This is a genomic window from Peribacillus sp. R9-11, from assembly GCF_031345095.1.
Taxonomy (GTDB): domain Bacteria; phylum Bacillota; class Bacilli; order Bacillales; family DSM-1321; genus Peribacillus; species Peribacillus butanolivorans.
In genome coordinates, this window is record NZ_CP133763.1 from 3116857 (window position 1) to 3141552 (window position 24696).

Annotated in this window: 17 protein-coding genes and 2 pseudogenes; 1 reads left to right on the top strand and 18 read right to left on the bottom strand. The window is 36.3% G+C overall.

Going from position 1 to position 24696, the window contains the following annotated elements:
• Positions 1–227: 227 nt before the first annotated feature.
• The 6 genes from RE409_RS15140 to RE409_RS15165 form a co-directional block, all read right to left on the bottom strand.
• Positions 228–1586: an IS1182 family transposase gene (locus tag RE409_RS15140; protein ID WP_309557764.1), complete on the bottom strand. Its 1359-nt coding sequence runs from the start codon at positions 1584–1586 to the stop codon at positions 228–230.
• Positions 1587–2178: 592 nt separating this feature from the next.
• Entirely contained in the window at positions 2179–3108 is a 930-nt protein-coding gene (locus RE409_RS15145; protein WP_309557765.1) for a nucleoside hydrolase, read from the bottom strand.
• 23 nt (positions 3109–3131) lie between these two features.
• Positions 3132–4313: a NupC/NupG family nucleoside CNT transporter gene (locus RE409_RS15150; RefSeq protein ID WP_201224272.1), complete on the bottom strand. Its 1182-nt coding sequence runs from the start codon at positions 4311–4313 to the stop codon at positions 3132–3134.
• Between the two features lie 128 nt (positions 4314–4441).
• On the bottom strand, positions 4442–5371 hold the full coding sequence (locus RE409_RS15155; RefSeq protein WP_201185049.1) for a pseudouridine-5'-phosphate glycosidase: 930 nt from the start codon (positions 5369–5371) through the stop codon (positions 4442–4444).
• A complete protein-coding gene (locus tag RE409_RS15160) occupies positions 5372–6466 on the bottom strand; it encodes a carbohydrate kinase (protein WP_309559281.1) in 1095 nt (364 codons plus the stop codon).
• Between the two features lie 158 nt (positions 6467–6624).
• Positions 6625–7524, bottom strand: coding sequence for an EamA family transporter (locus RE409_RS15165; protein WP_309559282.1), 900 nt, complete (start codon positions 7522–7524; stop codon positions 6625–6627).
• A gap of 413 nt (positions 7525–7937) precedes the next feature.
• Here RE409_RS15165 and RE409_RS15170 point away from each other — a divergent pair, with 413 nt between their 5' ends.
• The gene (locus RE409_RS15170) at positions 7938–9029 is read left to right on the top strand and encodes a carbohydrate kinase (RefSeq protein WP_201224270.1); all 1092 of its coding nucleotides are present in this window, start codon (positions 7938–7940) and stop codon (positions 9027–9029) included.
• 960 nt (positions 9030–9989) lie between these two features.
• Here the strand turns inward: RE409_RS15170 and RE409_RS15175 are convergent.
• From RE409_RS15175 to RE409_RS15225, 12 genes and pseudogenes are all read right to left on the bottom strand, one after another.
• A complete protein-coding gene (locus tag RE409_RS15175; protein ID WP_309557767.1) occupies positions 9990–11264 on the bottom strand; it encodes an MFS transporter in 1275 nt (424 codons plus the stop codon).
• A 66-nt stretch (positions 11265–11330) separates the two neighbouring features.
• Positions 11331–12806, bottom strand: a complete 1476-nt coding sequence (locus tag RE409_RS15180) for an aldehyde dehydrogenase family protein (protein WP_201185055.1) — start codon at positions 12804–12806, stop codon at positions 11331–11333.
• A 35-nt stretch (positions 12807–12841) separates the two neighbouring features.
• On the bottom strand, positions 12842–14008 hold the full coding sequence (locus RE409_RS15185) for an acyl-CoA dehydrogenase family protein (RefSeq protein ID WP_309557768.1): 1167 nt from the start codon (positions 14006–14008) through the stop codon (positions 12842–12844).
• A 22-nt stretch (positions 14009–14030) separates the two neighbouring features.
• Positions 14031–15227 (bottom strand): acyl-CoA dehydrogenase family protein, encoded by a 1197-nt coding sequence (locus tag RE409_RS15190; protein WP_309557769.1) that lies wholly within the window; start codon positions 15225–15227, stop codon positions 14031–14033.
• Between the two features lie 39 nt (positions 15228–15266).
• A complete protein-coding gene (locus RE409_RS15195; protein ID WP_309557770.1) occupies positions 15267–15683 on the bottom strand; it encodes a Zn-ribbon domain-containing OB-fold protein in 417 nt (138 codons plus the stop codon).
• A gap of 11 nt (positions 15684–15694) precedes the next feature.
• On the bottom strand, positions 15695–16858 hold the full coding sequence (locus tag RE409_RS15200) for a thiolase C-terminal domain-containing protein (RefSeq protein ID WP_309557771.1): 1164 nt from the start codon (positions 16856–16858) through the stop codon (positions 15695–15697).
• Positions 16859–16893: 35 nt separating this feature from the next.
• Positions 16894–17310 (bottom strand): MaoC/PaaZ C-terminal domain-containing protein, encoded by a 417-nt coding sequence (locus tag RE409_RS15205; RefSeq protein ID WP_309557772.1) that lies wholly within the window; start codon positions 17308–17310, stop codon positions 16894–16896.
• A gap of 95 nt (positions 17311–17405) precedes the next feature.
• The gene (locus tag RE409_RS15210) at positions 17406–17864 is read right to left on the bottom strand and encodes a MaoC family dehydratase N-terminal domain-containing protein (protein ID WP_309557774.1); all 459 of its coding nucleotides are present in this window, start codon (positions 17862–17864) and stop codon (positions 17406–17408) included.
• A gap of 7 nt (positions 17865–17871) precedes the next feature.
• Positions 17872–20055, bottom strand: a complete 2184-nt coding sequence (locus RE409_RS15215; protein ID WP_309557775.1) for an acetate--CoA ligase family protein — start codon at positions 20053–20055, stop codon at positions 17872–17874.
• Between the two features lie 539 nt (positions 20056–20594).
• Positions 20595–21136, bottom strand: a pseudogene (locus RE409_RS30730) (transposase).
• Between the two features lie 303 nt (positions 21137–21439).
• Positions 21440–21827: pseudogene (locus RE409_RS30735) on the bottom strand (transposase); the annotation flags it as partial.
• A gap of 323 nt (positions 21828–22150) precedes the next feature.
• On the bottom strand, positions 22151–24226 hold the full coding sequence (locus tag RE409_RS15225) for a helix-turn-helix domain-containing protein (RefSeq protein WP_201224260.1): 2076 nt from the start codon (positions 24224–24226) through the stop codon (positions 22151–22153).
• Between the last annotated feature and the right edge of the window lie 470 nt (positions 24227–24696).

Genomic DNA, 24696 nt, shown 5'->3' on the forward strand with positions numbered 1-24696 from the left:
TTGGTAAAAATTAATTTTACCTCATATATATTATCGAGCATCTAATACCAACCATTATTTACTGAGACCCCTGCTTTAATTTAAAAACAGATAAAAAAAGCCTAATTTATAGGCTTTTCAGTTTGTAGACAAAAGGGGTTCGGAATGTTTTAATTCCGGACCCCTTTTGAAATTCCCTTTGAATTTTGCTCAAGATTAAGAGATTGGGCCTCTACGAGCCCACTTTATTAAGCCATTCTTGGACCTTGCCATGTCCAATTGGCTATCTTCTTTAAATTCATGGCATCGAAAGTAAGCATCGCCTGCATCGACAATTTTTTAAGTCCCCTTAAAGTAGTCCAACGCATACCATGCTTTTCTTTTGCATCTGCGAATACACGCTCTATTGTTTCTTTACGTTTCGCATATATAGGTTTTACATCCTTGTGATGACGCAGATGATCTGCTTCTTCCATATAATTTTGCCAGATATGGCGTGTCACCACTTTTTGATGGTCTTTGCTTACTGTACACTGTGATAAAAATGAGCATGTCGCACAAGTGTGTTTGGGTGATTTGTACTCGCGATAGCCCTCTTTATTTGTTGTTGAGTACTTTAAAATCTCGCCCGATGGGCAGAGATAACAATCAAAATGTTCATCGTAAACATAGTCATGCTTGCGAAAGAACCCTTCTTTTGTTCGTGGACGTGTATAGGGTAAAGCTGGTGTGATTTCTTTCCCAAAAAGGTAGCTTGTAATGGCTGGTGTTTTGTAAGCTGCATCTGCGGCAACAGCTTCAGGTTTTCCAACTTTCTCAATCACTTGTTCAACAAGAGGCTCTAAGATATGACTATCATGCGTATTTCCCGGTGTTACAATCGTCCCCAGCACAAAACCGTTGCGGTCCGCAGCCGCATGAAATGAATAGGCAAACTGTTTTGTTCGTTCATCTTTTACATAGTAGCCACTCTCAGGGTCAGTTGTACTTTCTTTAATTTCTTTGGTTTCTTCTTTATCAAATTTATCCGGTGGAAAAGGCTTCTTTCCATTGTTTTCACGATCTTGATTTATTTCTTCTTGAAGGCGTCCTTGATATGCTCGTGTTTCCTTACGAACGATTTTCTTTTCGAATTTTCGCTTATTCGCACTGGCTTTCACATGTGTTGAATCAACGAATACGTGCTCTGCACTTATTAACTTTCTTTCTGAAGCTGTCATTAAGATACGATAAAAAATCCGTTCAAACAGGTCTGTATCTTTAAAGCGACGCTCATAATTTTTCCCGAACGTTGAGAAGTGAGGTACTTTATCATGGAAACCGTAACCTAAAAACCAACGGTAAGCCATATTCGTTTCAACTTCTTCAATCGTTTTACGCATCGAACGAATACCGAAGGTATATTGAATGAATGTCAATTTAACTAAAATAACTGGATCAATACTTGGGCGCCCTATCTCTGAATACATATCTTTCACCAAGTCATAAATGAAAGTGAAGTCAATGGCCCCCTCAATTTTACGAACCAAATGGTTCGCTGGCACCAGTTGATCCAAAGTAATCATTTCAAGTTGATCTCGCTGAATAGAATTATGTTTCGAAAGCATCGTCATCACCTCAAGTTTTAATACTTCTATATTAAAACAAAAAGGACTGTAGGCAAAAGTGGTTATATCTAATTGTTAAAACAAAGTTGATTGGAACGGAAGGTGCGAGACTCCTGCGGGAAATGCGTGTCCAAGGGAGACCCCACAGGCGCAAAGGCGCCGAGGAGGCTCCCTGACCGCCCGCGGAAAGCGAGTGCCTGGAGTGGAAATCAACGTCGAATTTTTACAACCCCTCAAAAAAACTGTAGACAAACTCGATTTTCATCGAGTTTGTCTACAGTCTGAAAAGCCTAATTTATAGGCTTTTCTACTGGATAATTGTCTACTTCTTCTTTTGAATATTAATTTCTTATTATTTCAAAACAATTTTAGCTGCTCATGCTTTACTTTGAGTTGTTTTTGTTCCTTATGAATTTTTTTCAACGATGTTACTGGTACAATTTCATTTGCAAAGACTATCTGTTGAGCTGGGTGTATTTCTAAGATAGTTCTACCCGGGATAGTCACCGGGGTTTTTCTTTTGACTCTTATAATCTATCTAGGGTTTTATCATGAGATACTTCCGTTAATGTTTCAAGTACACCACTCAAATCTAGTATTTTTTAAGTGCTTCAATCATTAGCTTCCAAAAACCTTCTACATCAAGTTCTAATCCAAACTTAGCATTAACTTTTCTACCAGTGACCCCATGTAGATCGATTAACGTAGTTCCTGCAGTAAACTCTCCTTTAGTTTCCACTGTAATATTTACATCTTTCGTCTTAAACAATTCTGGTGCAACACAATATGCCACAGTTAATACATCGTGTACTGGTGCCCCATCAAAGTCGAACATCTCCTTATATGTTGATGCAAAAAACACTAATAATTCACCAACTATTTTAGCAACATTGTTATCAATTTTATTCACTTGATCGATAACTTCTCGTGTTGCTATGGCTTGATGTGTTATATCTAATCCCATAACTACTATTGGAATACCACTATCAAATACTTTTTTTGCAGCTTCTGGATCAACCCATATATTAAATTCAGCAGTTGGAGTCCAGTTACCAAATGTTCCACCACCCATAAGAACAACTTCTTCAATATTGTCCTTAATTTCTGGTGCTTTTGATAAAGCTAATGCAATATTTGTTAATGGTCCTGTTGGAAGAATTGTAACAGGCTCTTTTGACTCTTTTAACAGTCTTATGATTGTGTCAGCTCCATGCTCCTCACTCCAGCTACGAGAAGGTTCGGGCAATTCTGGACCATCCAGACCTGAATCTCCATGAATACCAGGTGCAGTTTCTCGTAATCGAATCAATGGCTCGCTTGCCCCTTTTGAAACAACAACATCCGTTAGTGAAACTAAATCACAAATTTTTAATGCATTCATAGTTGTTTTTTCAATTTCAGCATTCCCGGAAACTGTTGTAATCCCTAAAATCTCCAATTCTAGTTGTGCAGCAGCTAAAATAATTGCAATTGCGTCATCATGTCCTGGATCACAATCCATAATAATTCTTCTTTTAATCATCATATTTCACCTCTATCTAAAAATTACATGAAAATACCCATAATTGTAGCTGAAATTACAGATGCTAATGTCGCACCTAACAATAATTTCAATGAAAATTTTGCAACATAACTCCCTTGTTTTTCACTGATTGATTTGATTGAACCTGAAACAATACCCACAGTTCCAAAATTTGCAAAACTAACTAAATAAACTGAAACAATAGCAACTGTTTTATCGGAAAGATGGTTTGAAATCTCACCAAAATTCAACATTGCAACAAATTCATTTGTAACTAGTTTTGTCGCCATTATTCCACCTGCTTGTACAGCTTCTGCCCAAGGAACACCTATTAAAAAAGCAATTGGTGCAAAAATATAACCAATAACCGTTTGGAAAGAAACATGAAATACACCTAGAAAAATCACATTGATCAATTCCATCAAGGAAATAAACCCTAATAGCATAGCAGCAACGATAATAACAATTTTAAATCCATCCATTACACTTTCCCCAACCATTTGGAAGAAAGGAACTCTTTCATTTTCTTCAATTTGAATTAGATCCTCATTATCGTCTAAATCATATGGGTTAATAATATTAGCAACTATGAGTGCACTAAAAATATTCAATACAACAGCAGTTACAACATATTTTGGCTCTAACATTGTCATATAAGCCCCAACCATCGCCATACTTACTGCACTCATTGCTGATGTACAAATTGTGTAAAGTCTTTTTGGAGATAAGAGTGGTATTTGCTTGATAATGGTTAAGAACACTTCTGGTTGTCCCAGCGCAGCTGTAGATACAGCAAAATAGCTTTCTAGTTTACCCATTCCTGTTATTTTACTTAAAACCAAACCGATATATTTGATTACGAATGGTAATACTTTTATATAATTAAGTATTCCTATTAAAACTGACATAAAAACCAGAGGTAATAACGCTACAAAGAAAAACGTTATTGCACCTTCATTCACCATTCCACCGAATACAAATTGAATTCCTGAATCAGCAATCGCCATTAATTTTTCAAAAAACACTCCTATTTTAGTAATCGCAATTAGCCCTATACTAGTATTCATCATGAAGTAAACTAAAATGATTTGCACAGCTAACATAATCAGAATACGTTTATATTGTATTTGTTTTCTATTGTTACTTACTAAAAAAGCAACAACAAAAACAAGTAAAATTCCTGTTATTAAGAAGATAAAATTCATTTTCAGGCTCTCCTTTTAAATGGAAACGTTTACATTTGTTATAAAAAACAACTTCTATAAAGTCTAGTTGTTAACAATAATCTGAGACATTTAACTTTATAGAAGTTGAGTTTATGCTAATTACGAACTCAGTTTAGTATTAGTTTAGTTTTGTTGTTGAAACTAACTGCTATTTCGGCTCCTACTTTAGCATTATGTTTTACTAATTCTATATTGGCATCAAGGCTTTTACCGCCGGTTAATTCTTTTATTTTTCCGAGCAGGAATGGTGTACTATCCTTACCAATAATATGATTTTCTTCTGCTTGCTTAATTGCTTGACTGATAATTTCATTGATATAATCTTCATCCATAGCAAATCTTTCAGGAATAGGATTAGCGATAACTGCTCCACCATTAAGATTTAATTCCCATTTCGTTTTTAATGTTTCAGCAATTTCATCGATTGAATCAGTGGAGAAGTTTAATAGATATTCACTATTTCTTGTGTAGAATGCTGGTAGGCACTCCGTTTCATATCCAATTACAGGCACCCCTTTTGTTTCAAGGTATTCTAGTGTAAGCGATAAATCTAGGATTGATTTAGCACCAGCACAAATTACCGCTACATTAGTTTGGGCTAATTCTTCAAGGTCAGCTGAGATATCCATAGTAGTTTCTGCACCTTTATGAACCCCACCAATACCACCTGTTACAAAGATTTTGATTTCTGCCAAATCAGCGCAAATCATCGTTGTAGCAACAGTCGTTGCTCCTAGTTGTTTTGTAGCAATAATTTGAGCTAAATCACGTCTTGATACTTTAGCAACATCTGAACTTTTACCAAATAATTCTAATTCATCTTCTGTTAGACCAATTTTAATTTTTCCATCAATGATAGCAATTGTCGCTGGAACAGCACCGTTATCACGAACAATTTGTTCAACTTCACGAGCCATTTTGACATTTTGAGGATAAGGCATACCATGTGAAATAATAGTAGATTCTAATGCAACGATTGCTTTTCCTTCCTCTTTTGCTTGTTGTACCTCTGCAGATAATTCAATATATTTTTTCATTTAAATTGCCTCCATATCTAACATTAATTGTTTTTTTGATAATTCTTGTCTAACTGTATACTTCGACATAATTGTTTTATGGGAATTGACCAAGCCAGCTTTTATTATGTAATCAATTTCTTTTTTTTGTAACCAGGAATAAATAACGCCTGAACAAAATGAATCTCCAGCACCTGTAACATCAACAACAATTGGTGTTTCTATGGCAGGAAAATAATGAATCTCACCATTTTCACTACCTGTCATTACACCTTTTGAACCATTCGTTACAATAACATTTTTGACTCCTAAATCTATCCACTCTTTAACTGAATTTCCCCAATCTTCTTCATCATTGATTTTAATATTCATAAAAGTTTCTGTTTCATCTTTATTTACGATGAGCCAACTAACTGCATTCAAGGTTTTTGGAAGTCTATTCATTTTGGGAGACGAAACAGGAATAATGACTAATGGAATATTATGTTTAGATGTGAAAAAACAAAGAAAATCAATTGTTTCACTAGGACAATTTAAATCCACTACTATACATTTGGCTCTTCTAAGAATATTACTGTTTTTAATCAACAACTCAGGTGTAATATTCTCAAAAACGTCCATGTCTGCTAATGCAATTGATAAATCCCCATTCATATCTAAAACTGCTGTATAAGATCCTGTTGTCAAATTTTCATTTTGAGAGACATGTTCTAAATTCATAAAAGGTGACGATAATTCATAAATCTCTTTCCACTCTGAATCGAGACCACTTGCTGAAATTAATGTAACATCCTCACCTAATCTACCTAAATTTTCAGCAATATTTCTTGCTACTCCTCCAACCGATCTAGAAGATCTTACTGGATTAGATGTTTCATTAGTAATTTTATATTTTGTATAAAATTTCTTATCTACGTTAGCACCTCCTATGCAAACAATAGGAGCTATTTCATTTAAAACATAAGCCTTGCCAAAGACATACTCTTTCTTGATTAATCCAGAAATAATATTAGCAATAGACGACTTTGATATACCCACAATTTCCGATAACTCCTGTTGAGAAATAAAGGGATTTTCTCGAATCATATCTAATATCAACTCTTCTTTTTCATTAATATCATTAGCCATTTTTACACCTCACTTCTTTAAACAATTGTTTATTCCATGAACATAAGTTTAGTATACGCTTACATTTTTAATTGTCAATAATATTTTAAATAATTATTCAATTACAAATGACACCATGTTATTTTATTGAAAATTTTATTTTGCGCCTAACGTTGTACTACTTTCTTTTTAATTAACAATATATTTCTATTAAGCATTGTTGGTAAGCTCATGCCTAGAAGAATGGTTACAATACCTACTATTTGCAGTGAAGTAACATTTTCACTTAACAATATGACTGACACCATCACTGCGATTGGCAATTCAATAGCACCCAATATTGATGACATACTCAATCCAACTTTAGGAACTGCAATAGTGAATAAGAAAACCGGAATAATCATCCCAAATAACCCCAATATCAAACCATAAATCCAAAGTCCTTCGCTAAACAAGGTTCCATTCCAAATAACTTCTGGAGACTGAAAAACAACCGACATCATAAAAGCAAAGAATGAAACCAATACTAAGCGATTAGTGGTATTCATATTTGTAGTTGCTCTACCGTTTACAAATAAAAATAGGGAATAACAAAGAGCAGTTGCTAAACCCCATAACCAACCTTGAAAAGGTATTTGAGATAAATCAACATCTATCAAACCCGCAGCTGGTATGGTCCCTGCAACCAATATTATTAGAGATATCAATTCAATTCGACTGGGAAATTTTCGTTTTGTTATACAAGAAATCAACATGCCTATCCATGTAAATTGAAACAATAGTACAACGGCCAAGGATGCAGGTAAATAGTTCAAAGAAAGACCATAAAAAATATTTGTCAACCCTGTAAATACTCCAGCTAAGAAAAGAATTTTAACTCCATTAAAGCTAAATTTTGTTCGGTTTGTCAGAATGAAAATACATACTGCAATACAAAAACCGAAAAAAAATTGACTTGTAACAGCTTCAGATGCCGAAAAACCACTACTCATTGCTAGTTTTATGATAGTTGAAACTAAACCATAACTACTAGCTGCTATTACTACCAACAAGGGGTACAGATAAATCTTCATTATTCTAATTCCTCCTATCATTTTTTAATATTCATTGAATTTTAAATATGATTTTTGAAAATCCAACAAAAAATCATAATCTTCAATATAAATCAAAGATAAACATTTTTACAATCTATTTTTTGTTTATTATTGATTGGCCAATCATTTGTCTGTAATATTTAGATAGCGTATAATTTATTTGTCGCTAGAAATGAGAATACTAAAAAATTTTAATATCTTTCAAAAAAATGAATTAATCCTATTGTTTTACTTGGGTTCGAAAAAAAGGGTATTTTGTATACTAAGAAATTTCGGCTATCTTGTAAACAAACAGAAGTTAAAGTTATTATGATTAATCTATTTAAACGTTTACAAACTTTTGTTTATATAATAAACTATCGTTTAATGAGAAGTGAGGCTACTTCATGGATAAAGAGAAACAAATTTTAGATTACATAAAAATAAATCCTTTCATATCACAGCAAGAATTAGCAAGTAAAGTTGGTTTATCACGACCTGCAGTTGCCAATTATATTGCTAACTTGACGAAACGTGGTGAAATAAAAGGACGCGCCTATATTCTCCGAGAAGAATCATCGATTGTCTGTATTGGAGGGGCAAACACAGACCGGAAAGCCCGATCAAATCAGGAGGTGCGTTTATATTCATCTAATCCAGTAAAAATTACTGAAGCTTGTGGCGGTATAGCACGCAACTTTGCCGAAAATTTAAGTCGACTCGGCTGTAGCACTACTCTAATGGCTTGTGTAGGGGACGACAAAGAAGGTAACTGGATACTGAATGAAACGAAAAGACAAGGAGTGGATGTTAGTCAAGTATGGGTTTTACCAACAGAGCGAACAGGGACTTTTACCACCTTATTAGATATTAATGGTGAAAGCATTGTCTCCATGGCTGATATGAATATATACGAAAAAATAACAACATCTATGTTTGAGGAAAAATGGTCCTATATCATTTCCTCCCAAGCTGTTTTTTTGGATACGAATATTCCTAAGGAATGTCTCAGTTATTTAATTAACCGCTGCCGTGAGGAAAACATTCCTATGTACATTGACCCTGTATCTACAGCCAAAGCACGAAAACTTCCATTTCGTCTTGACGGTGTAGAACTGCTGATGCCTAACCGAGAAGAAGCAGAGATACTTGCTGAAATAAAAATCGAATCAATCAAGGATTGCCAATTAGCCTGTGAAAAAATTAGACAGCGTGGCGTTCAAAAAGTTATTATCACACTTGGTGATCAGGGGGTTTATTATTTTTCTACAGAGGAATCTGGACACTTGCCTCCTTTCAAAACTGACGTAGTTGATGTCACAGGGGCTGGTGAAGCATTTTCTTCATGTGCAATCTACGGAATCCTGAACGAAGAATCGCTATTTAGTGCTTGCAAATTAGGTCTTGCTGGTGCTGCTCTTACCATTCAAACTGAAGAATCTATATCATCATTTTTGAAACCTGAAAAAATCCATGAAATAGTAAAGAATTTTTCGTGATGAAATCATATTCTCACCTTAGAAATACTCCATTTCGTTACTTAAGGATGATTATTTCGTTGTGAATGTCATATCCACAAAAAATTAGTCCCCTTTTCTTGAAAGAGCATCTGCCTTTTCCTTAGCAGATGCTCTTTTTAGACGAGTTTCTTCTATATATAATCATCCTTTTTACATCTCTTTCGTATTCTTATGCCAACTTATAAAATGTCAGCTTTTTAACGTCTAATTCTCCCATCGCTTTAAGTTATTCAACCCTCCTGTTTTCCAACAATCAACATATTTTGAGTTCGATTACGGATATTAATATAGATATTGATACTGCGATGACGATTTTTGTGTTCGATATGCCTATTCAGCCTTAGTCTTTAGCTATACTAAAATAAATTAGGAGGTATAATCCATCGTTACAAGGATAATCAACCTTTACATAGAAAAAGCAGCCCGGCTTACTTATGGTATTGTTCACAAATCCATGTTCGATAAAGATTTGTTTGTGTATGTATTTCCCATACAGATTCTCTTTTACTACTTCCACCTAAAAGTTTGATGATAAGGACGAACGACCTGATACTTTTTTCAGAATTGTTGGCGGATAATCGGACCTCCACGTTCTTTGGACATCAAGGTAATCGCTGTCACCTGCCACTGTGATACTCTCTGGATCCATGCCCTGTAATTGGATCCGATATTAAGGGACAAAAATCCCCTTCACAAATAACCCTAAACAGACACATGAATATTCTTAATATTTCTTGGATTTTCTCATAAATGATGAATTTGATTACTAATTGACAAAATAGAGAATAACTCACCTTGGTTATGAATAAGAAAAAAGACACTACTCGTAAAGTTAGTGTCTTTTTTTAGAAAACATTCATTTAATAGGAATGGTACATTTTAAGTTGAAATGTCGTACCAGTGATATTTCTTAGGATCTATTAACATGATTCAACAACTTTATATAATTTTTTGATTGGAAGTGTTTTTGAATTTTTCTTTCGTTGTTTTTTTCATACTGTTTGCTACTAACACACAGACCATACTCAAGATGAATAAGCAAAGGAAGAAAATCCAAGCTACACGGTAGCTTTGAGTCACATCATAGATTAAACCAGAAACTATTACCCCAAAGGAACCTGCCGCTACAAAGAAAACTTGCACTATACCAAAAATAGATCCAAAATCTTTCTTTCCAAAGATATCATTTGTCATAAAAGGCGGACCTAATGTGGAAATGACAATACTAAAGCCAAATGCAATTGCAAATAAGAAAGCGAATGCTTGTGTCTTAGCTAACAGAAGCGCTACCATAGCAGTCGTCATACAAAATCCAACATAAATTGCACCACCTGCAGTACCGAACTTATCAAATACTGCACCTAAAATCAACTTCCCTACCGTATTTGCAAGGGAAAGAATACCAAAAATTGTGCCGGCAAAGATGGCTGGATGTCCGATATCCATTAGATAGGCTGGAATATGCATTTGAACGCCGCCTGCAACTAATGCAAAGCAAACGATTCCTAGGACAAAAATCCAAAACATAGCTGTCTTCTTTGCTTCTCCCATGGTTAGGCCACTCTGTTCAGACTCTAAATTCTCCGCAGATTCCATCTTGTCTGCTCCCAGTGGAACTAGTCCTTTTTCAGCAGGACTTTTCTTGGCAAATAGTAGTACTAAAGGCAACGTTAAAACAATGATAAGTGCACCAGCAATAACGTAGGCTGTTCTCCAACCGTAGTTTGAGATTAATGTAGTTAAAATTGGACTTAACACTGCAGCTCCAATACCTGAACCCGCAAAGGCTAAACCCATTGCTTTTCCTTTTTTCTCATAAAACCAGTTGGTTACCATAATTGAAATTGGGATATTGGAGAATCCTGCCACACAGATACCAATCATAAATCCTACAATGCTAAAATATAGCGCTGAGTTTGCTAGTGAATATGACATAAATCCTACTCCGGCCATAATTACGCAAATTGACATAATCAATTTCATATTTCCTTTTGCTAGCAGTTTACCCATGAATGGAGAAGCAACAGCCACTCCAAGGCCGGCAATCGAAAGTGCGATTGAAAAAGCGGTTCTGCTTATCCCTAAATCATCTGTAACAGGGACCATGAATAAACTGTGTAAAGAATTTATTATAGAGAAGCCGGCGAACATAATAAAGAAGCCACACAACACAACATACCATCCATAAAAAACACCTTTAGACCCTTGTGCCATTTATTGAACCTCCAGTTTCTCTATTTACAACAAGTTCTTTACTAGCTAGATTACATAATGTGAGGTTCATCCGATTTCAATATAACAGGTCTTCTCACGGGTATATTCAAGGATGGAATCCGTTCCAAATCCACTGTCTTTTTGTCCTCCAAATGGAAGCTCTGGTCCAACTCTACGGAACAAGTTCACCCAGACATTTCCTGATTCTAATTGACGAATCATCCGGTGAGCTCGATCCAAATTCGATGTCCAAACGCCAGCTCCTAAACCAAATGCACTATCATTTGCAATGGCTATTGCTTCCTCTTCCGTATCGAATGGTATCACGGTTGCTACAGGACCAAAGATTTCCTCTTGGCAGATTCGAAGAGAATTACTATTGACCTTAATTAACGTAGGCTCAACCCAATAACCATCCGCTAATTGGGGATCGTCAGGTAATAGAGCGGCACCCCCATGACGACCGCCTATGATAACTTCTCCCCCCTCTTTTTTTCCTAATTCTATATACGAGCATACCTTGTCATATTGTGAGGAGTTAGCAATTGGTCCCATTGAGATTTTTGGATTCATTGGATCTCCTAGTTGAATTTGCTGAGCTATTACTTCTTTCATTTTGATAATCATCTCATCAAAAATCGGCCTTTGAATAAGAATCCGTGATCCACCTACACAGAGTTGACCTGCGTTACCACTAAAGATTCCATAAATTGTAACTCCTTGTGCAGCTTTATCAAGATCAGCATCTGCAAAGACTATGTTTGGTGACTTCCCACCCAGTTCTAAAATCATCGGCTTTGGTTTCCGAGCTATTGATTGCGCAATCGCCCTAGCCGTTCCTCCAGATCCAGTTAGACTAATCTTATTTACTCCAGGATGACTGACTAATGTATCTCCTACTTCCACTCCATTTCCTGATACAACATTTAGAATTCCAGGTGGAAGGATCTTATTAATTAGTTCACCATATCGCAATGAAGCAATAGATGCCATTTCTGATGGTTTGATAATCACCGTATTTCCAGCAGCAAGCGCATAAGCTGCTTTAATAGAAAAAGTAAAAAGCGGGGAGTTCCATGGAAGAACGCCTACTACGACCCCTAATGGTTCCCTCAATGTATATCCAACGCTTGTTGGACCCAATTGAACAGTTTTCCCCTTACTTCCAACAGCCGTTGCTCCTGCTGCATCATACCAAAGACTTGCTAAACTAGGGATTAGACCATAGCTCGTTTCTTTAATTACCCATCCATTATCTCTTGTTTCTAGTTCAGCTAACTCTTCACCATGTTGAATGATTAAGTCACCTATTTGTCTTAAAAAAGCAGCACGCTCCATAGCCGGTCGAGACGACCACTCCTCAAAAGCTGCTCGAGCTGCTTCTACTGCCGATTCAGCATCTTGGCTTGTGCTACAAGGAAATGTAGCCCAGACCTTTCCTGTTGAAGGATCAATACTCTCTATTCGGGTTCCCGAAGAAGAAGAAATCAGGTTTCCATTAATGATATTATGAAACTCTCTTATTTCATTTGCAGTTTTCAATGAAAATCTCCGCCCTTTCAAAATAAGTAAGCCTTTTAAACAGAAATAATAGCTTCATCTTTGTTAGACCAACCTAATGCTGTAGCCGCTTGATTATAATAATGCTCTGTACTGCCTAAATAATTTTCATAGAACCTAGCACGCTTGATAAAAAGATGGCAATCAATTTCTTCTGTAAATCCAATGCCGCCATGAATCTGAATATTATCGGAAGAAATACGGGTAAATGCGTCAGTTGCAAATAATCGAGCGCAAGAAATAGCCTGAACACGATCTTCTGCATTACTTTCCAAAGCCCAGTTTGCATAATAAGCTAAGGACCGAGCTGTCTCAAGATCCATTTTCATATCTACTATTCTATGTTTAATGGCTTGAAATCTTCCGATAGGCTGACCAAACTGTTCCCGAATTTTTGCATACTCTGCAGCCATCTCTACCACTTTCTCCATACTACCGACAATTACTGCGGAAAGAGCCGCATTGAAAGAGAGTAACCCTTCTTGAAGAGTTTCCCAGCCATGATGGAGAGGTCCAAGTATTTGATTCATTGGAATTTCAACATTAGTGAATGTTAGTTCTGCTAATCTTCGCGTTTCATCAATGTTTTTTTGGCTTTGGATAGTCATGTTTGTTGCTGTTCGATCAATAATAATTAATGAAATCCCTTCTTTACCATTACCTGTACTGGTGCGACCTAGTACGATATAATGATCAGCTGACTCCGCATCGGGAACTAATGATTTCACACCATTTAATACCAAATGGTTATTTTCTTCTTTTACTGCTAGATTAATACCAGATGGGTTATAACTTCCACCTGGTTCCAACCAAGCTAGAGAAAATGATTTTGTCCCATTCGAAATTTCAGACAAATATCTTTCTTTTTGTTCTTCCGTACCGAATTTCTCTAGTAATGGAACTGCAAGTGCATTCGTTTCTAAATATAAGCCTGGCAATAAAGAACGACCAGTTTCTTCAAGAACAGGTATTAAATCTAGAGGACCTAAACCCATTCCTCCGTAATTTTCCGAAATATTAATACTTGTACAACCTAATTCGGCCATACCAGTTAATATTGATTGTAATGATTCTGTTTCACCTTTTATAAATTCACGGGCCGTTTTTGTTTGCCCGGCATCATCTAAATACTTTCGGACATATCCTCGAAACATCTCTTGCTCTTGATTTAAAGAAAAATCCATCTTTAATCACCCCTTTTTAGTCTTAACGTCCCATATCTTTCGGCAAACCTAGAATTCTTTCTCCAATTGTGTTTTTTTGTATTTCGCTCGTTCCTCCGCCAATAGTCTGGCCGAAGGAATAAAGATAATTATCTTGCCAGTATGAATTGGCAGTGATTGCATCTTCTTTCCACAAAACGCCTTGATGACCCTGTAGAGATATCGATTGAGAAAGAAGCTCTTTGGTGAGTTCACTTACCATCAATTTATCCATTGAGCCTTCCGCTCCCGGGTGACCGTTTTTTAATGTTTTCGTTAAATTCCGATAATAATTTAATAGCGAACCACGGGTACGAGTATATAAATCTAGCATTTCTTTACGAACAAGCGGGTTAGCCATTAATGGCTGCTCATCCTCTTTTAACTCTTTAGTCAAAGACACAAGCTCATTAAACTGCTGCTCTAGTGTAAAAACCTGTCCGCCGATTCCTGTTCTCTCGTGCATAAGCAGGGCGATTGTAACCTTCCAACCTTCATCCACTTCACCAACAATTTCAGCGTCATACGCAATCGCATCATTTAAATACACTTCATTAAAATCATGCTGACCATCCATTTGAATGATAGGTCTAGTTTCTACTCCTGGTTGATTCATATCTAAAAGAAACACCGTTATTCCTTTATGCTTCTTATCGAAACGATTAGTTCGAGCTAGTAAAAAGCATCGATCCGCTAAATGACCAAAACTGGTCCATACCTTTTGACCATTTATTATCCAACGATCTCCATCTTTCACTGCGCTTGTTTGAATAGCTGATAAATCGGATCCTGCGTTTGGTTCGGAATATCCTTGACACCATACCTCTTCACCTGTGAGAATCTTTTGGATATACTTTGATTTTTGTTCTTCTGTCCCAATTTGCATTAGAGTCGGTGCTACCATATGAATGCCTACATAATTCACAAGTGCAGGCGCCTTAACACGTACCATTTCCTGTTGATAAACAATTTCCTCCATCAACGTTGCTTCTCGACCTCCATATTTTTCAGGCCAAGCAATCGCTGCCCAACCACCTTCATATAATTTTCTTTGCCAGTTTCTCAAGAAAATAGCATACTCACCTTCATTTTTAGATATTTTGCTAGTTCCATCTAACCAACCTTCAGGTAAATTTTCTTCAAGCCAGGTTCTCAATTCATGTCGGAATTCTTCTTCTTTTGTTGTAAATGAAAAATCCATAGTTTTCTTTCCTCCTTTTAGCTAAACAAAATTATTTTTCTACACTTGAGCCCATTGCGGAAGTGAGCGGTCTTCCGTAATTTCTTTCCAAACCATCTTAACAGGCATTCCTATTTCAATATCATCAGGTGAACATTGAAGAATATTTCCGATTAATTTGACCTGTGGCAACTTATTTAATTCAACAATCGCAATAATGAGCGGTAAATTATCTTGAAACCCTGGAAGAAAAGGACGATAAGAAACAATATACGAATAGACTTTTCCATTTATATCACTGCCTTGGCTTTCCCAGCTTAGTTCAGTACTGCCGCATTTTGCACAACTCGGACCTGGAGGATGTGAATATTCATTACAACTTTTACATTTTTGTAGAATCAGTTCATGACGGTCTGCTCCATCCCAATACGGACTATTATCTTGTGTTTTCAGCGGAATTGGTTTTTGGGATTCCATTTTGTCCCCTCCTAATTTCTAAGAATCATAGCTCCAGCCATATCAGGACCAGCCCAGCCAGTACATATGCCTATTTCGCAATTTTCTACTTGACGATCTGATCCTTTATATTCGTGCCGAACTTGCCTAACAATTTCCAATACGTTATTCATCCCATGTGTATAGCCTTCTGACAGCATTCCTCCTGCTGTATTTGAAGGTAATTTTCCACCCATACGCAAGTTTCCTTCGGCTACAAAATTCCCTACTTCACCTCGTGGAGCAAATCCATATGCCTCTAACTGACGAAGGACAACCCAGCTATAACAGTCATAAATAGAAGCAACATTAATATCTTCAGGTTTTACATCAGCCATTTTATATACTTCAGGGGCAACATAGTCTGCTGCCACTTCAGATAAATCATTCCAATAATGTGCATGTGACACACACTGTCTAGCTGATAAACCCATGATGTATACTGGTTTGGATTTGCAATCTTTAGCTCGGTCTGCTGATGTAACAATAATCGCATTTGCTTCATCAGATTCCAGACAGAAGTCATGTTTTTTAAACGGATAACTTAAATATGGTGTTTTCTGATATTCCTCCATCGTTAAAGGTTTACCGTAAAAGTAAGCTTTAGGATTCCGTTGAGCATGTTCATAAAAACTTAAGCAAACATGTCCAAGATGCTCCTGGGTAAGCCCAGTTTCATGCATATGACGAGTTGCAAAAAGTCCGAACCATTGAGCTGGACTACCAGCTCCGTAAGGAATGATAAAGCTTCCACCTTCAATGGCTGATTGAAGCATATTTACATCCCATCCGCCTCCGCCCATGCGCACACCAGAACGACCATTCATAGAACGATAAATCAACACTGTAGTTAATTGGCCTGTTTCAATAAGTCCAACGGCATCAGCAACCAACATTTCCGTACTGCTTCCTCCACCCATAATATCTTTTACATATTTCGGACGGACCCCTAAATATGTTGCTAACTGATGTGATGTACAAGAATCATTTTCTGAATAACTCATAAAACCATCAATATCTTTCGCTTGAAGACCAGCATCATTCAATGCAGCTCGTGCTGCATCCAATGCCAAATGTAACGGAGTTGTGCCCGAATTCTTGGAACGCTCGCTTTCTCCTACACCAACTATGGCATAGCGATCTTTCATGCTTCCCATAAAAAATACCTCCCCTTTTATTGCTTAAAAACTACTTACTGAAACTGTAAAACTACTTGGCCTGAACCTACTACCTGCTCTGGTTCCTTTTCAGCAATAAGGTCAAGTCTGACAAACCGCTGACCTTTTTCTTCATACACATTATTTACAAACGCAGAACAAGTAATTTGGTCTCCTGGTATAGTTACAGCGCCAAATCTCATTCTAAAGTTAGACGGCACCGCTGTATCACCAGCTAGTTTCATTACATATTCACCTAAAAATCCCATTACCAGCATTCCCTGAGCAATCACACCTTGCATTCCGATTTCCTTTGCGAAGGCATCATCTGTATGTAGCGGGTTAAAATCTCCTGAAGCACCTGCATATTTGACTAGTTGCACCTTTGTTACTGCCGGCTTGATGAGGGACATAAGCTTTTGACCTTCATATAAACCTTCATAAATCAACATTTTCAATTCCTCCTTTCAGTGGCAAATTATCCTTCTGTCTTGGATGATTATTCCTCTCTTATTAATTTGCTTCTCACTTATAATTGATGATGTTTTCAAACAGGCGAATGACTGCCACTTAAAGGACGGTAAATAATATTCGTTCTGCTAATAACAACCAACTCTCCAGATTCATCTTTCATTTCTGTATCAAGTACCAAGAATTGCATAGGTCCTTTTCTGCCTTCACGTTCGTACACATCAGATACTTTCATCTGGCAATATAAGATATCCCCGAGTCGAATTGGACGATTATAAATAAACTCCTGTTCCCCATGCAGCATTCTTTTTTGATCGAGACCCAAGTCAAGGCTTTCTCCACTATCTTGTCCAATTGCTATAGGGAAGGTTGGTGGTGCAATAATGCCGCCATATGACGTTTTTGCAGCATACTCTTCATCCACGTATAAAGGATTAAGGTCGCCTATCGCTTCTGCGAATTGACGTATATGCCTTTTTTCGACTTCAAATATAAATTCTGATCCCGTTAAACCGTTTAAATTTTCCAAATCCATTTGCTTTCTACCCCCTAATGGTTGCTTTTTCATCGACTTTGTTACCTACTACAATCATGGCATCTGCCGCTTTGATCCCATTTTCGTAAACTATTAAAGGATTAATATCCAACTCTTCGATGGAGTCTTTATAATCAGTAACCAGAGCAGAAACCTTTAATAAGACATCAATGATGGCTTCAATATCAATTGAAGATTTTCCGCGCGCCCCTTTTAGAATTGCATTTCCTTTAATATCTTCAATCATTTCAAGCGCATCTTTTCTCGTTAGAGGGGCTATTCTAAACGAAATATCTTTGTAAATCTCAACAAATATTCCGCCTAAACCAAACATAATAACTGGTCCAAATACAGGATCGTTACTCGCACCAACAATAACTTCAACTCCATCAGGTAACATTTCCTGAACAGAAATTCCATTGATTTTTGCATCTGGTTTATAATTTAGTGCATTACGTTTTATCTCATTAAATGCTTTCTTTACTTCTTGATCATTTTTTAGATTCAATCGAATGGCATCTGCCTCCGTTTTATGAGGAATATCTGGAGAATCAACCTTTAGCACAACCGGGTAACCGATTTTGTTTGCATGTTGGGAAGCTTTTTCTGCATTTTCAGCTATTACCCGCTTTGTTGTCGGAATCTGATAGCGTTCTAAAATATCACTTGCTTGAGATTCACTTAATGTAGTACCGGGTTCCAACAAGTTTTGTAATCTTTGTTTCTCTATTTTCTTTGAGGAATTGAAAACGTTTGCTTCCTGATTTTTCCGATAGTATTCACTGTACTCCACTAATTTAGCTAATCCTCTAATCGGATTTAGATTACCTGGTATAACTGGAATACCATTTTTTACAAGCTCTGGAGTTCCCGGAGGAAGGGACATACCATCTAACGGGAATGTTGTAATAAATACAAATTTATTTGAACGGCTACAAATATCTATAAACTCTTGCAATAATGGATTTTCAGCGGTCCAACTAAACGGAAATTCTGTGAAAATGATGTTATCGACATCTGGATCCTCAATAAGTGCTCGTAATGGAGCTATAAATAATTCTGGATTTGAAACTGATGCAGCAGCTGTTAAATCAACAGGGTTGGAAGCGCTTGCAAAGTTAGGTAAAAAGCGCTTAATCTCTGTTGTTGTCTTCGAACTTAGCGGTATGATATTAAGACCATAGGCCTCACAACGATCTGCTTCATTTATACCCCTGCCACCAGAACTAGTGATTATTACCGTATTCCTTCCATTTGGAAGTTTCTTGGAAAGGAAAAGCTTAGAAAAAGAAATGATATCTTCATAATCGTCGGCTCTAACCATGCCTGATTGTTTAAAAAAGGCATCATATACCTTATCTGATCCGGCAAGTGATCCTGTATGAGATGCAGCAGCTCTGCTACCGGCTATACTTCGTCCTGTTTTCATGACAACAATTGGTTTATTCATATCCAACGCTTCTTTAGCTAAGCTTCTTAATTTATCTGGGTTTTTAGCTCCTTCTAAATAGCCACTTATTACACTTGTTTTTGGATCATGAATCATATATTCAATAATATCTGAGAATTCAGTTTCCATTTCATTTCCTACACTCACGAAGTAATTAAAGCTTAGCCCATTCTGCGCTGCTGCCATATAAGTTAATACACCAAACGCTCCACTTTGTGAAACATACCCCACACCTCTTTGATCATTTAAAGGTACAGATAGAATAGCAGGTGAAAAAGTACCTATTAAACCATTAGACAAATTCACTAAACCAACGCAGTTAGGTCCCACTATCCGTATGCCATTCTTTCTAGCAAGTTCAGTAAGTGTCTCCTGTTGTTTGACACCTTCTTCCCCGGTTTCAGAAAAACCTGCAGCAAAAATGATCGCTGCTTTTACTTTCTTTTGCGCACAGTCCTCTATAGCTTGCTGTACCTGTTCAGCACCTAGGCAAAAAATAGCTAAATCAATATCGTTTGGGATACCTGATAAAGATGGGTAACATTTTAAACCCTCGATTTCTTTTGCTTTACGATTGATTGGATATATCTCTCCACTAAACTGGCCATCTAAAAGAGCTTTAACTTGTAAATATCCGATTTTGTATTTACTCTCAGAAGCACCTAGGATTGCGACAGATTTTGGATTAAATAATGGCTCAAGAGTTTCATAAGAATTATTTAACTTATTATCTTTTGTCAAAAATCTTCCCCCCCACATATACAGAAAATATCTTTGTTGTAATCTTATATGGAAGGCAATAAAATTCTTAAAAATCACATTTGTTAAATTCATTTAAACATTAGGGTGTTAATAATTAAAAAAGGCTGCAAAAAACTATATGCAGCAAGGTTTTCGAGAATCCTATTAAAAATAAATGTTCTCGATTACCCCGACTTTACGCACCGATAACCCCGACATTGGAACAAGATAAGCGCCGAACTATTTTTCAGAAAACCATATATGGGAAATTTCTTAAAATTAAAAAGTATAACAAAATATGAAAAATACATTCAGGATTTTTCCTTATCAAGAATTCATGAATCTTGAAGAAACATTCACATTTAATAACGAAAAAACCTCTTCCATATAGATGAAGAGGTTTCAGTTTGTAGACAAAAGGGGTTCGGAATGCTTTAATTCCGGACCCCTTTTGAATTTCCCTTTGAATTTTGCTCAAGATTAAGAGATTGGGCCTCTACGAGCCCACTTTATTAAGCCATTCTTGGACCTTGCCATGTCTAATTGGCCATCTTCTTTAAATTCATGGCAGCGAAAGTAAGCATCGCCTGCATCGACAATTTTTTAAGTCCCCTTAAAGTAGTCCAACGCATACCATGCTTTTCTTTTGCATCTGCGAATACACGCTCTATTGTTTCTTTACGTTTCGCATATATAGGTTTTACATCCTTGTGATGACGCAGATGATCTGTTTCTTCCATATAATTTTGCCAGATATGGCGACTTTTTGATGGTCTTTGCTTTCTGTACACTGTGATAAAAATGAGCATGTCGCACAAGTGTGTTTGGGTGGTTTGTACTCGCGATAGCCCTCTTTATTTGTTGTTGAGTACTTTAAAATCTCGCCCGATGGGCAGAGATAACAATCAAAATGTTCATCGTAAACATAGTCATGCTTGCGAAAGAACCCTTCTTTTGTTCGTGGACGTGTATAGGGTAAAGCTGGTGTGATTTCTTTCCCAAAAAGGTAGCTTGTAATGGCTGGTGTTTTGTAAGCTGCATCTGCAGCAACAGCTTCAGGTTTTCCAACTTTCTCAAGCACTTGTTCAACAAGAGCTCTAAGATATGACTATCATGCGTATTTCCCGGTGTTACAATCGTCCCCAGCACAAAACCGTTGCGGTCTGCAGCCGCATGAAATGAATAGGCAAACTGTTTTGTTTGTTCATCTTTTACATAGTAGCCACTCTCAGGATCAGTTGTACTTTCTTTAATTTCTTTGGTTTCTTCTTTATCAAATTTATCCGGTGGAAAAGGCTTCTTTCCATTGTTTTCACGATCTTGATTTATTTCTTCTTGAAGGCGTCCGTGCTCTGCACTTATTAACTTTTCTTTCTGAAGCTGTCATTAAGATACGATAAAAAATCTGTTCAAACAGGTCTGTATCTTTAAAGCGACGCTCATAATTTTTCCCGGGCGTTGAGAAGTGAGGTACTTTATCATGGAAACCGTAACCTAAAAAACAACGGTAAGCCATATTCGTTTCAATTTCTTCAATCGTTTTACGCATCGAACGAATACCGAAGGTATATTGAATGAATGTCAAATTTAACTATAACTGGATCAATACTTGGGCGCCCTATCTCTGAATACATATCTTTCACCAAGTCATAAATGAAAGTGAAGTCAATGGCCCCCTCAATTTTACGAACTAAATGGTTCACGGGCTCCAGTTGATCCGAAGTAATCATTTCAAGTTGATCTCGCTGAATAGAATTATGTTTCGAAAGCATCGTCATCACCTCAAGTTTTAATACTCCTATATTAAAACAAAAAAGACTGTAGACAAAAGTGGTTATATCTAATTGTTAGAACAAAGTTGATTGGAACGGAAGGTGCGAGACTCCTGCGGGAAAAGCGTGTCCAAGGGAGACCCCACAGGCGCAAAGGCGCCGAGGAGGCTCCCTGACCGCCCGCGGAAAGCGAGTGCCCTACGTTCCAATCAACGTTCGAATTTTTACAACCCCTCAAAAAAACTGTAGACAAACTCGATTTTCATCGAGTTTGTCTACAGTCTGAAACCTCTTCCATATAGATGAAGAGGTTTAGTATAATGCTATGATTTATTTTTATGTTCCTGTTTTTCCAGCCATTTTATCATTTTCGTTCGAATTTTATGTGATGGCCTTTTGATTCCTCTCTCAATGTTACTCACGTAAGGAGCAGATATTTCTAGTTCTTCTGCTAATTGATATAAAGAAAGATTAAGAATTTTTCTAGTGATTCTTATTTGTTCACCAATATTTTCACTTCTCTTTTGACTATTAGAATCCTGTTGTGAATGCCGAATGTCACTTCGAACTTTTTGTTTTTTTTCAATTGAACGATATTGGTCCTTAATAATCTCCGGTGGCTCAATTAAAATCATAGAATTCAACCAAATACTAGCCCATCCTTTATAATCCGCAATAGATTCATCCCATTTTTCATAATGCCATGACGCGATGACACCATCTTCTAATAATGTATCCATAGCTTTTTCAAAACGCTCTCTAGTACGAGAAGGTGTGCGATTATTCATTTTTTCGCCGATTGATTCCAATAGTGTACTTGTTTTATTTGGCTGTAAAAAGTCTCCTTTTCTAGCTTGAGTCCTCCAACGCCAGCTTAAATACCTTGTAAGTCTTTTCTCCCAAATTTGTCTATAAGGATTATATTGCAATGCCTTAATTGAAAGAAGAGCAACTTGCCTTGCAGAACCATTTAGATACTTAGCAAACACTTTATCAATTGTAAACGTTATCTTTTTTCTACATGTTTCTTCTGAAATACCATATTCTTCTCCCATATAATCTTTAAAAATGAACGTCCGCCCCTGGAGTGTTGTCTGAACAGGTTTACCTTTTTCATAGATGACAGCTTTGTTAATGTTAATCCATATGCTTTGAATATTTGTAAGCGATTTCAAAATTTGTTCGCGTTGTCTTGCTTCATATCCACCTCGACGCCCGTCTCCTCCAAGTTTAGGCTTTAACCCTCTAATTGATAGTAGGTCATTCAAATAGATTTCTACTATTTCTTCATTATGTCTTGCCTTGGATAAAAAAAGGCTGCAAAGTGCATCAAAAACATCCACATCCACATCAGACAATAATTGTACTCGGTTCCATGCTTCTTTAACAATTGCATGCTCAATAATTGATGTTTGATTGTTCTCTATAGGGATAATTTGTATAAAACCTTCTGTATTACCTTTTTGAATAGGTGTTGCAGGCCAAGGGATATCCCCATCATTTCCGAAATTTTTTTTATAGATTGCGTCTCTAACTGATTGGTACGGGGCGCTATTCATCACAAGCAGATGGTCTTGAATAGTTAAGTTGAAAGAAAAATCTCTTATTGTGGATAATAATAAATCTGATGTTTGAAAAGAATCTTTTTTAAAACAAAGAAGATTTTCTATTTTTTCAATCGTACTGGTTTCTAAATTAAATTCAAAAATAATTTTATCAACCCACTCTTGGGTATACCCATTTACTATATATGTTATTTTCGAAACAAATTCTTTGTTTTCAGCAAAATTTTTAGTGAGAAAATGATAAAATAATTTATTCAATTCTTGAACATCAAGTCTTTCCATTTCATTAAAGCCAATTGATATGGCTATTTCTTCAAGGATACATTCTTTTATTTGAAGTCTAAACCAGCTATTGAATTCATCCCAAACAGGTTTTTCAACCAAAAATGTATCCTTTTTCAAAATTTTCTCCATTTGATATATTGAATCTTCTATTAACTGTTTTTCTTTTAAAATAGCATGACTTTTAGAAGAAATTCTTTCATATTCACATAAAAGGTAAAACACAACATTTTGAGCTATTTGTGATATCGTTTCGTTTCTCGCCGTTAGCCTCAACTTGGCAAACAGTTCTTCATTTTCTTTATATGCATTCTCCCAAATAACAAAGCTTTTATTATTTAATCCATCTTTAAACGTTAGAAAACCTGTCGAACCCTCCAGCCTATGTGATTTGAATACCTTATTGAAATCATGATATTGATTGTTTTGTTCATAAATGCAGAGTACCAAAAAATTATTAATTTTACTTGACCAACGATTCGATAGATACTCAATACCATTCGCTTCGCTACGATCCATTGTTTCACTGTGTTTATTATTACTTTTCTGCATAAATACCTCCTAGACAATACCTAAATCGATATACAAAAACACTCAATGTTTTAGATGATATATATGTAGTGAAATATGATTATTTTAACTATGTGAAATAAAAATCAGAATAATATACTATTAGAAATTTTTCTTATGCTGAAAAAAACTGTCTACCTAATATATTCAATATGAAGATATAAAATCCTTCCTTGGTTTATATTAGTAACTGCTCTAATTCCTGCTTGTATATTGATTTGCTCAAGGTATTTATTACTCCAGAAATCAATCATCTCTTCACTAGGAAGTCTAATTTGAAAGAACTGCCCCCTCTCATTAATGAGGTTTGCAGCTCTGTAAGCATCGTGATTATGTACTAATTTAAAACACTGTATTTAAACATAACATATAACCTCGTTAGAAAAGGTTTTGCATGATTCACGGATTGTCAATAGGCTTTTTTTACCATGCCTTTCTCTCTATTCTCAATC

Coding starts and splice junctions, on each gene's coding strand:
- RE409_RS15140 (WP_309557764.1), bottom strand. CDS start 1,586: ATGCTTTCGAAACATAATTCTATTCAGCGAGATCAACTTGAAATGATT.
- RE409_RS15145 (WP_309557765.1), bottom strand. CDS start 3,108: ATGATTAAAAGAAGAATTATTATGGATTGTGATCCAGGACATGATGAC.
- RE409_RS15150 (WP_201224272.1), bottom strand. CDS start 4,313: ATGAATTTTATCTTCTTAATAACAGGAATTTTACTTGTTTTTGTTGTT.
- RE409_RS15155 (WP_201185049.1), bottom strand. CDS start 5,371: ATGAAAAAATATATTGAATTATCTGCAGAGGTACAACAAGCAAAAGAG.
- RE409_RS15170 (WP_201224270.1), top strand. CDS start 7,938: ATGGATAAAGAGAAACAAATTTTAGATTACATAAAAATAAATCCTTTC.
- RE409_RS15175 (WP_309557767.1), bottom strand. CDS start 11,264: ATGGCACAAGGGTCTAAAGGTGTTTTTTATGGATGGTATGTTGTGTTG.
- RE409_RS15185 (WP_309557768.1), bottom strand. CDS start 14,008: ATGGATTTTTCTTTAAATCAAGAGCAAGAGATGTTTCGAGGATATGTC.
- RE409_RS15190 (WP_309557769.1), bottom strand. CDS start 15,227: ATGGATTTTTCATTTACAACAAAAGAAGAAGAATTCCGACATGAATTG.
- RE409_RS15195 (WP_309557770.1), bottom strand. CDS start 15,683: ATGGAATCCCAAAAACCAATTCCGCTGAAAACACAAGATAATAGTCCG.
- RE409_RS15200 (WP_309557771.1), bottom strand. CDS start 16,858: ATGGGAAGCATGAAAGATCGCTATGCCATAGTTGGTGTAGGAGAAAGC.
- RE409_RS15205 (WP_309557772.1), bottom strand. CDS start 17,310: ATGTTGATTTATGAAGGTTTATATGAAGGTCAAAAGCTTATGTCCCTC.
- RE409_RS15210 (WP_309557774.1), bottom strand. CDS start 17,864: ATGGATTTGGAAAATTTAAACGGTTTAACGGGATCAGAATTTATATTT.
- RE409_RS15225 (WP_201224260.1), bottom strand. CDS start 24,226: ATGCAGAAAAGTAATAATAAACACAGTGAAACAATGGATCGTAGCGAA.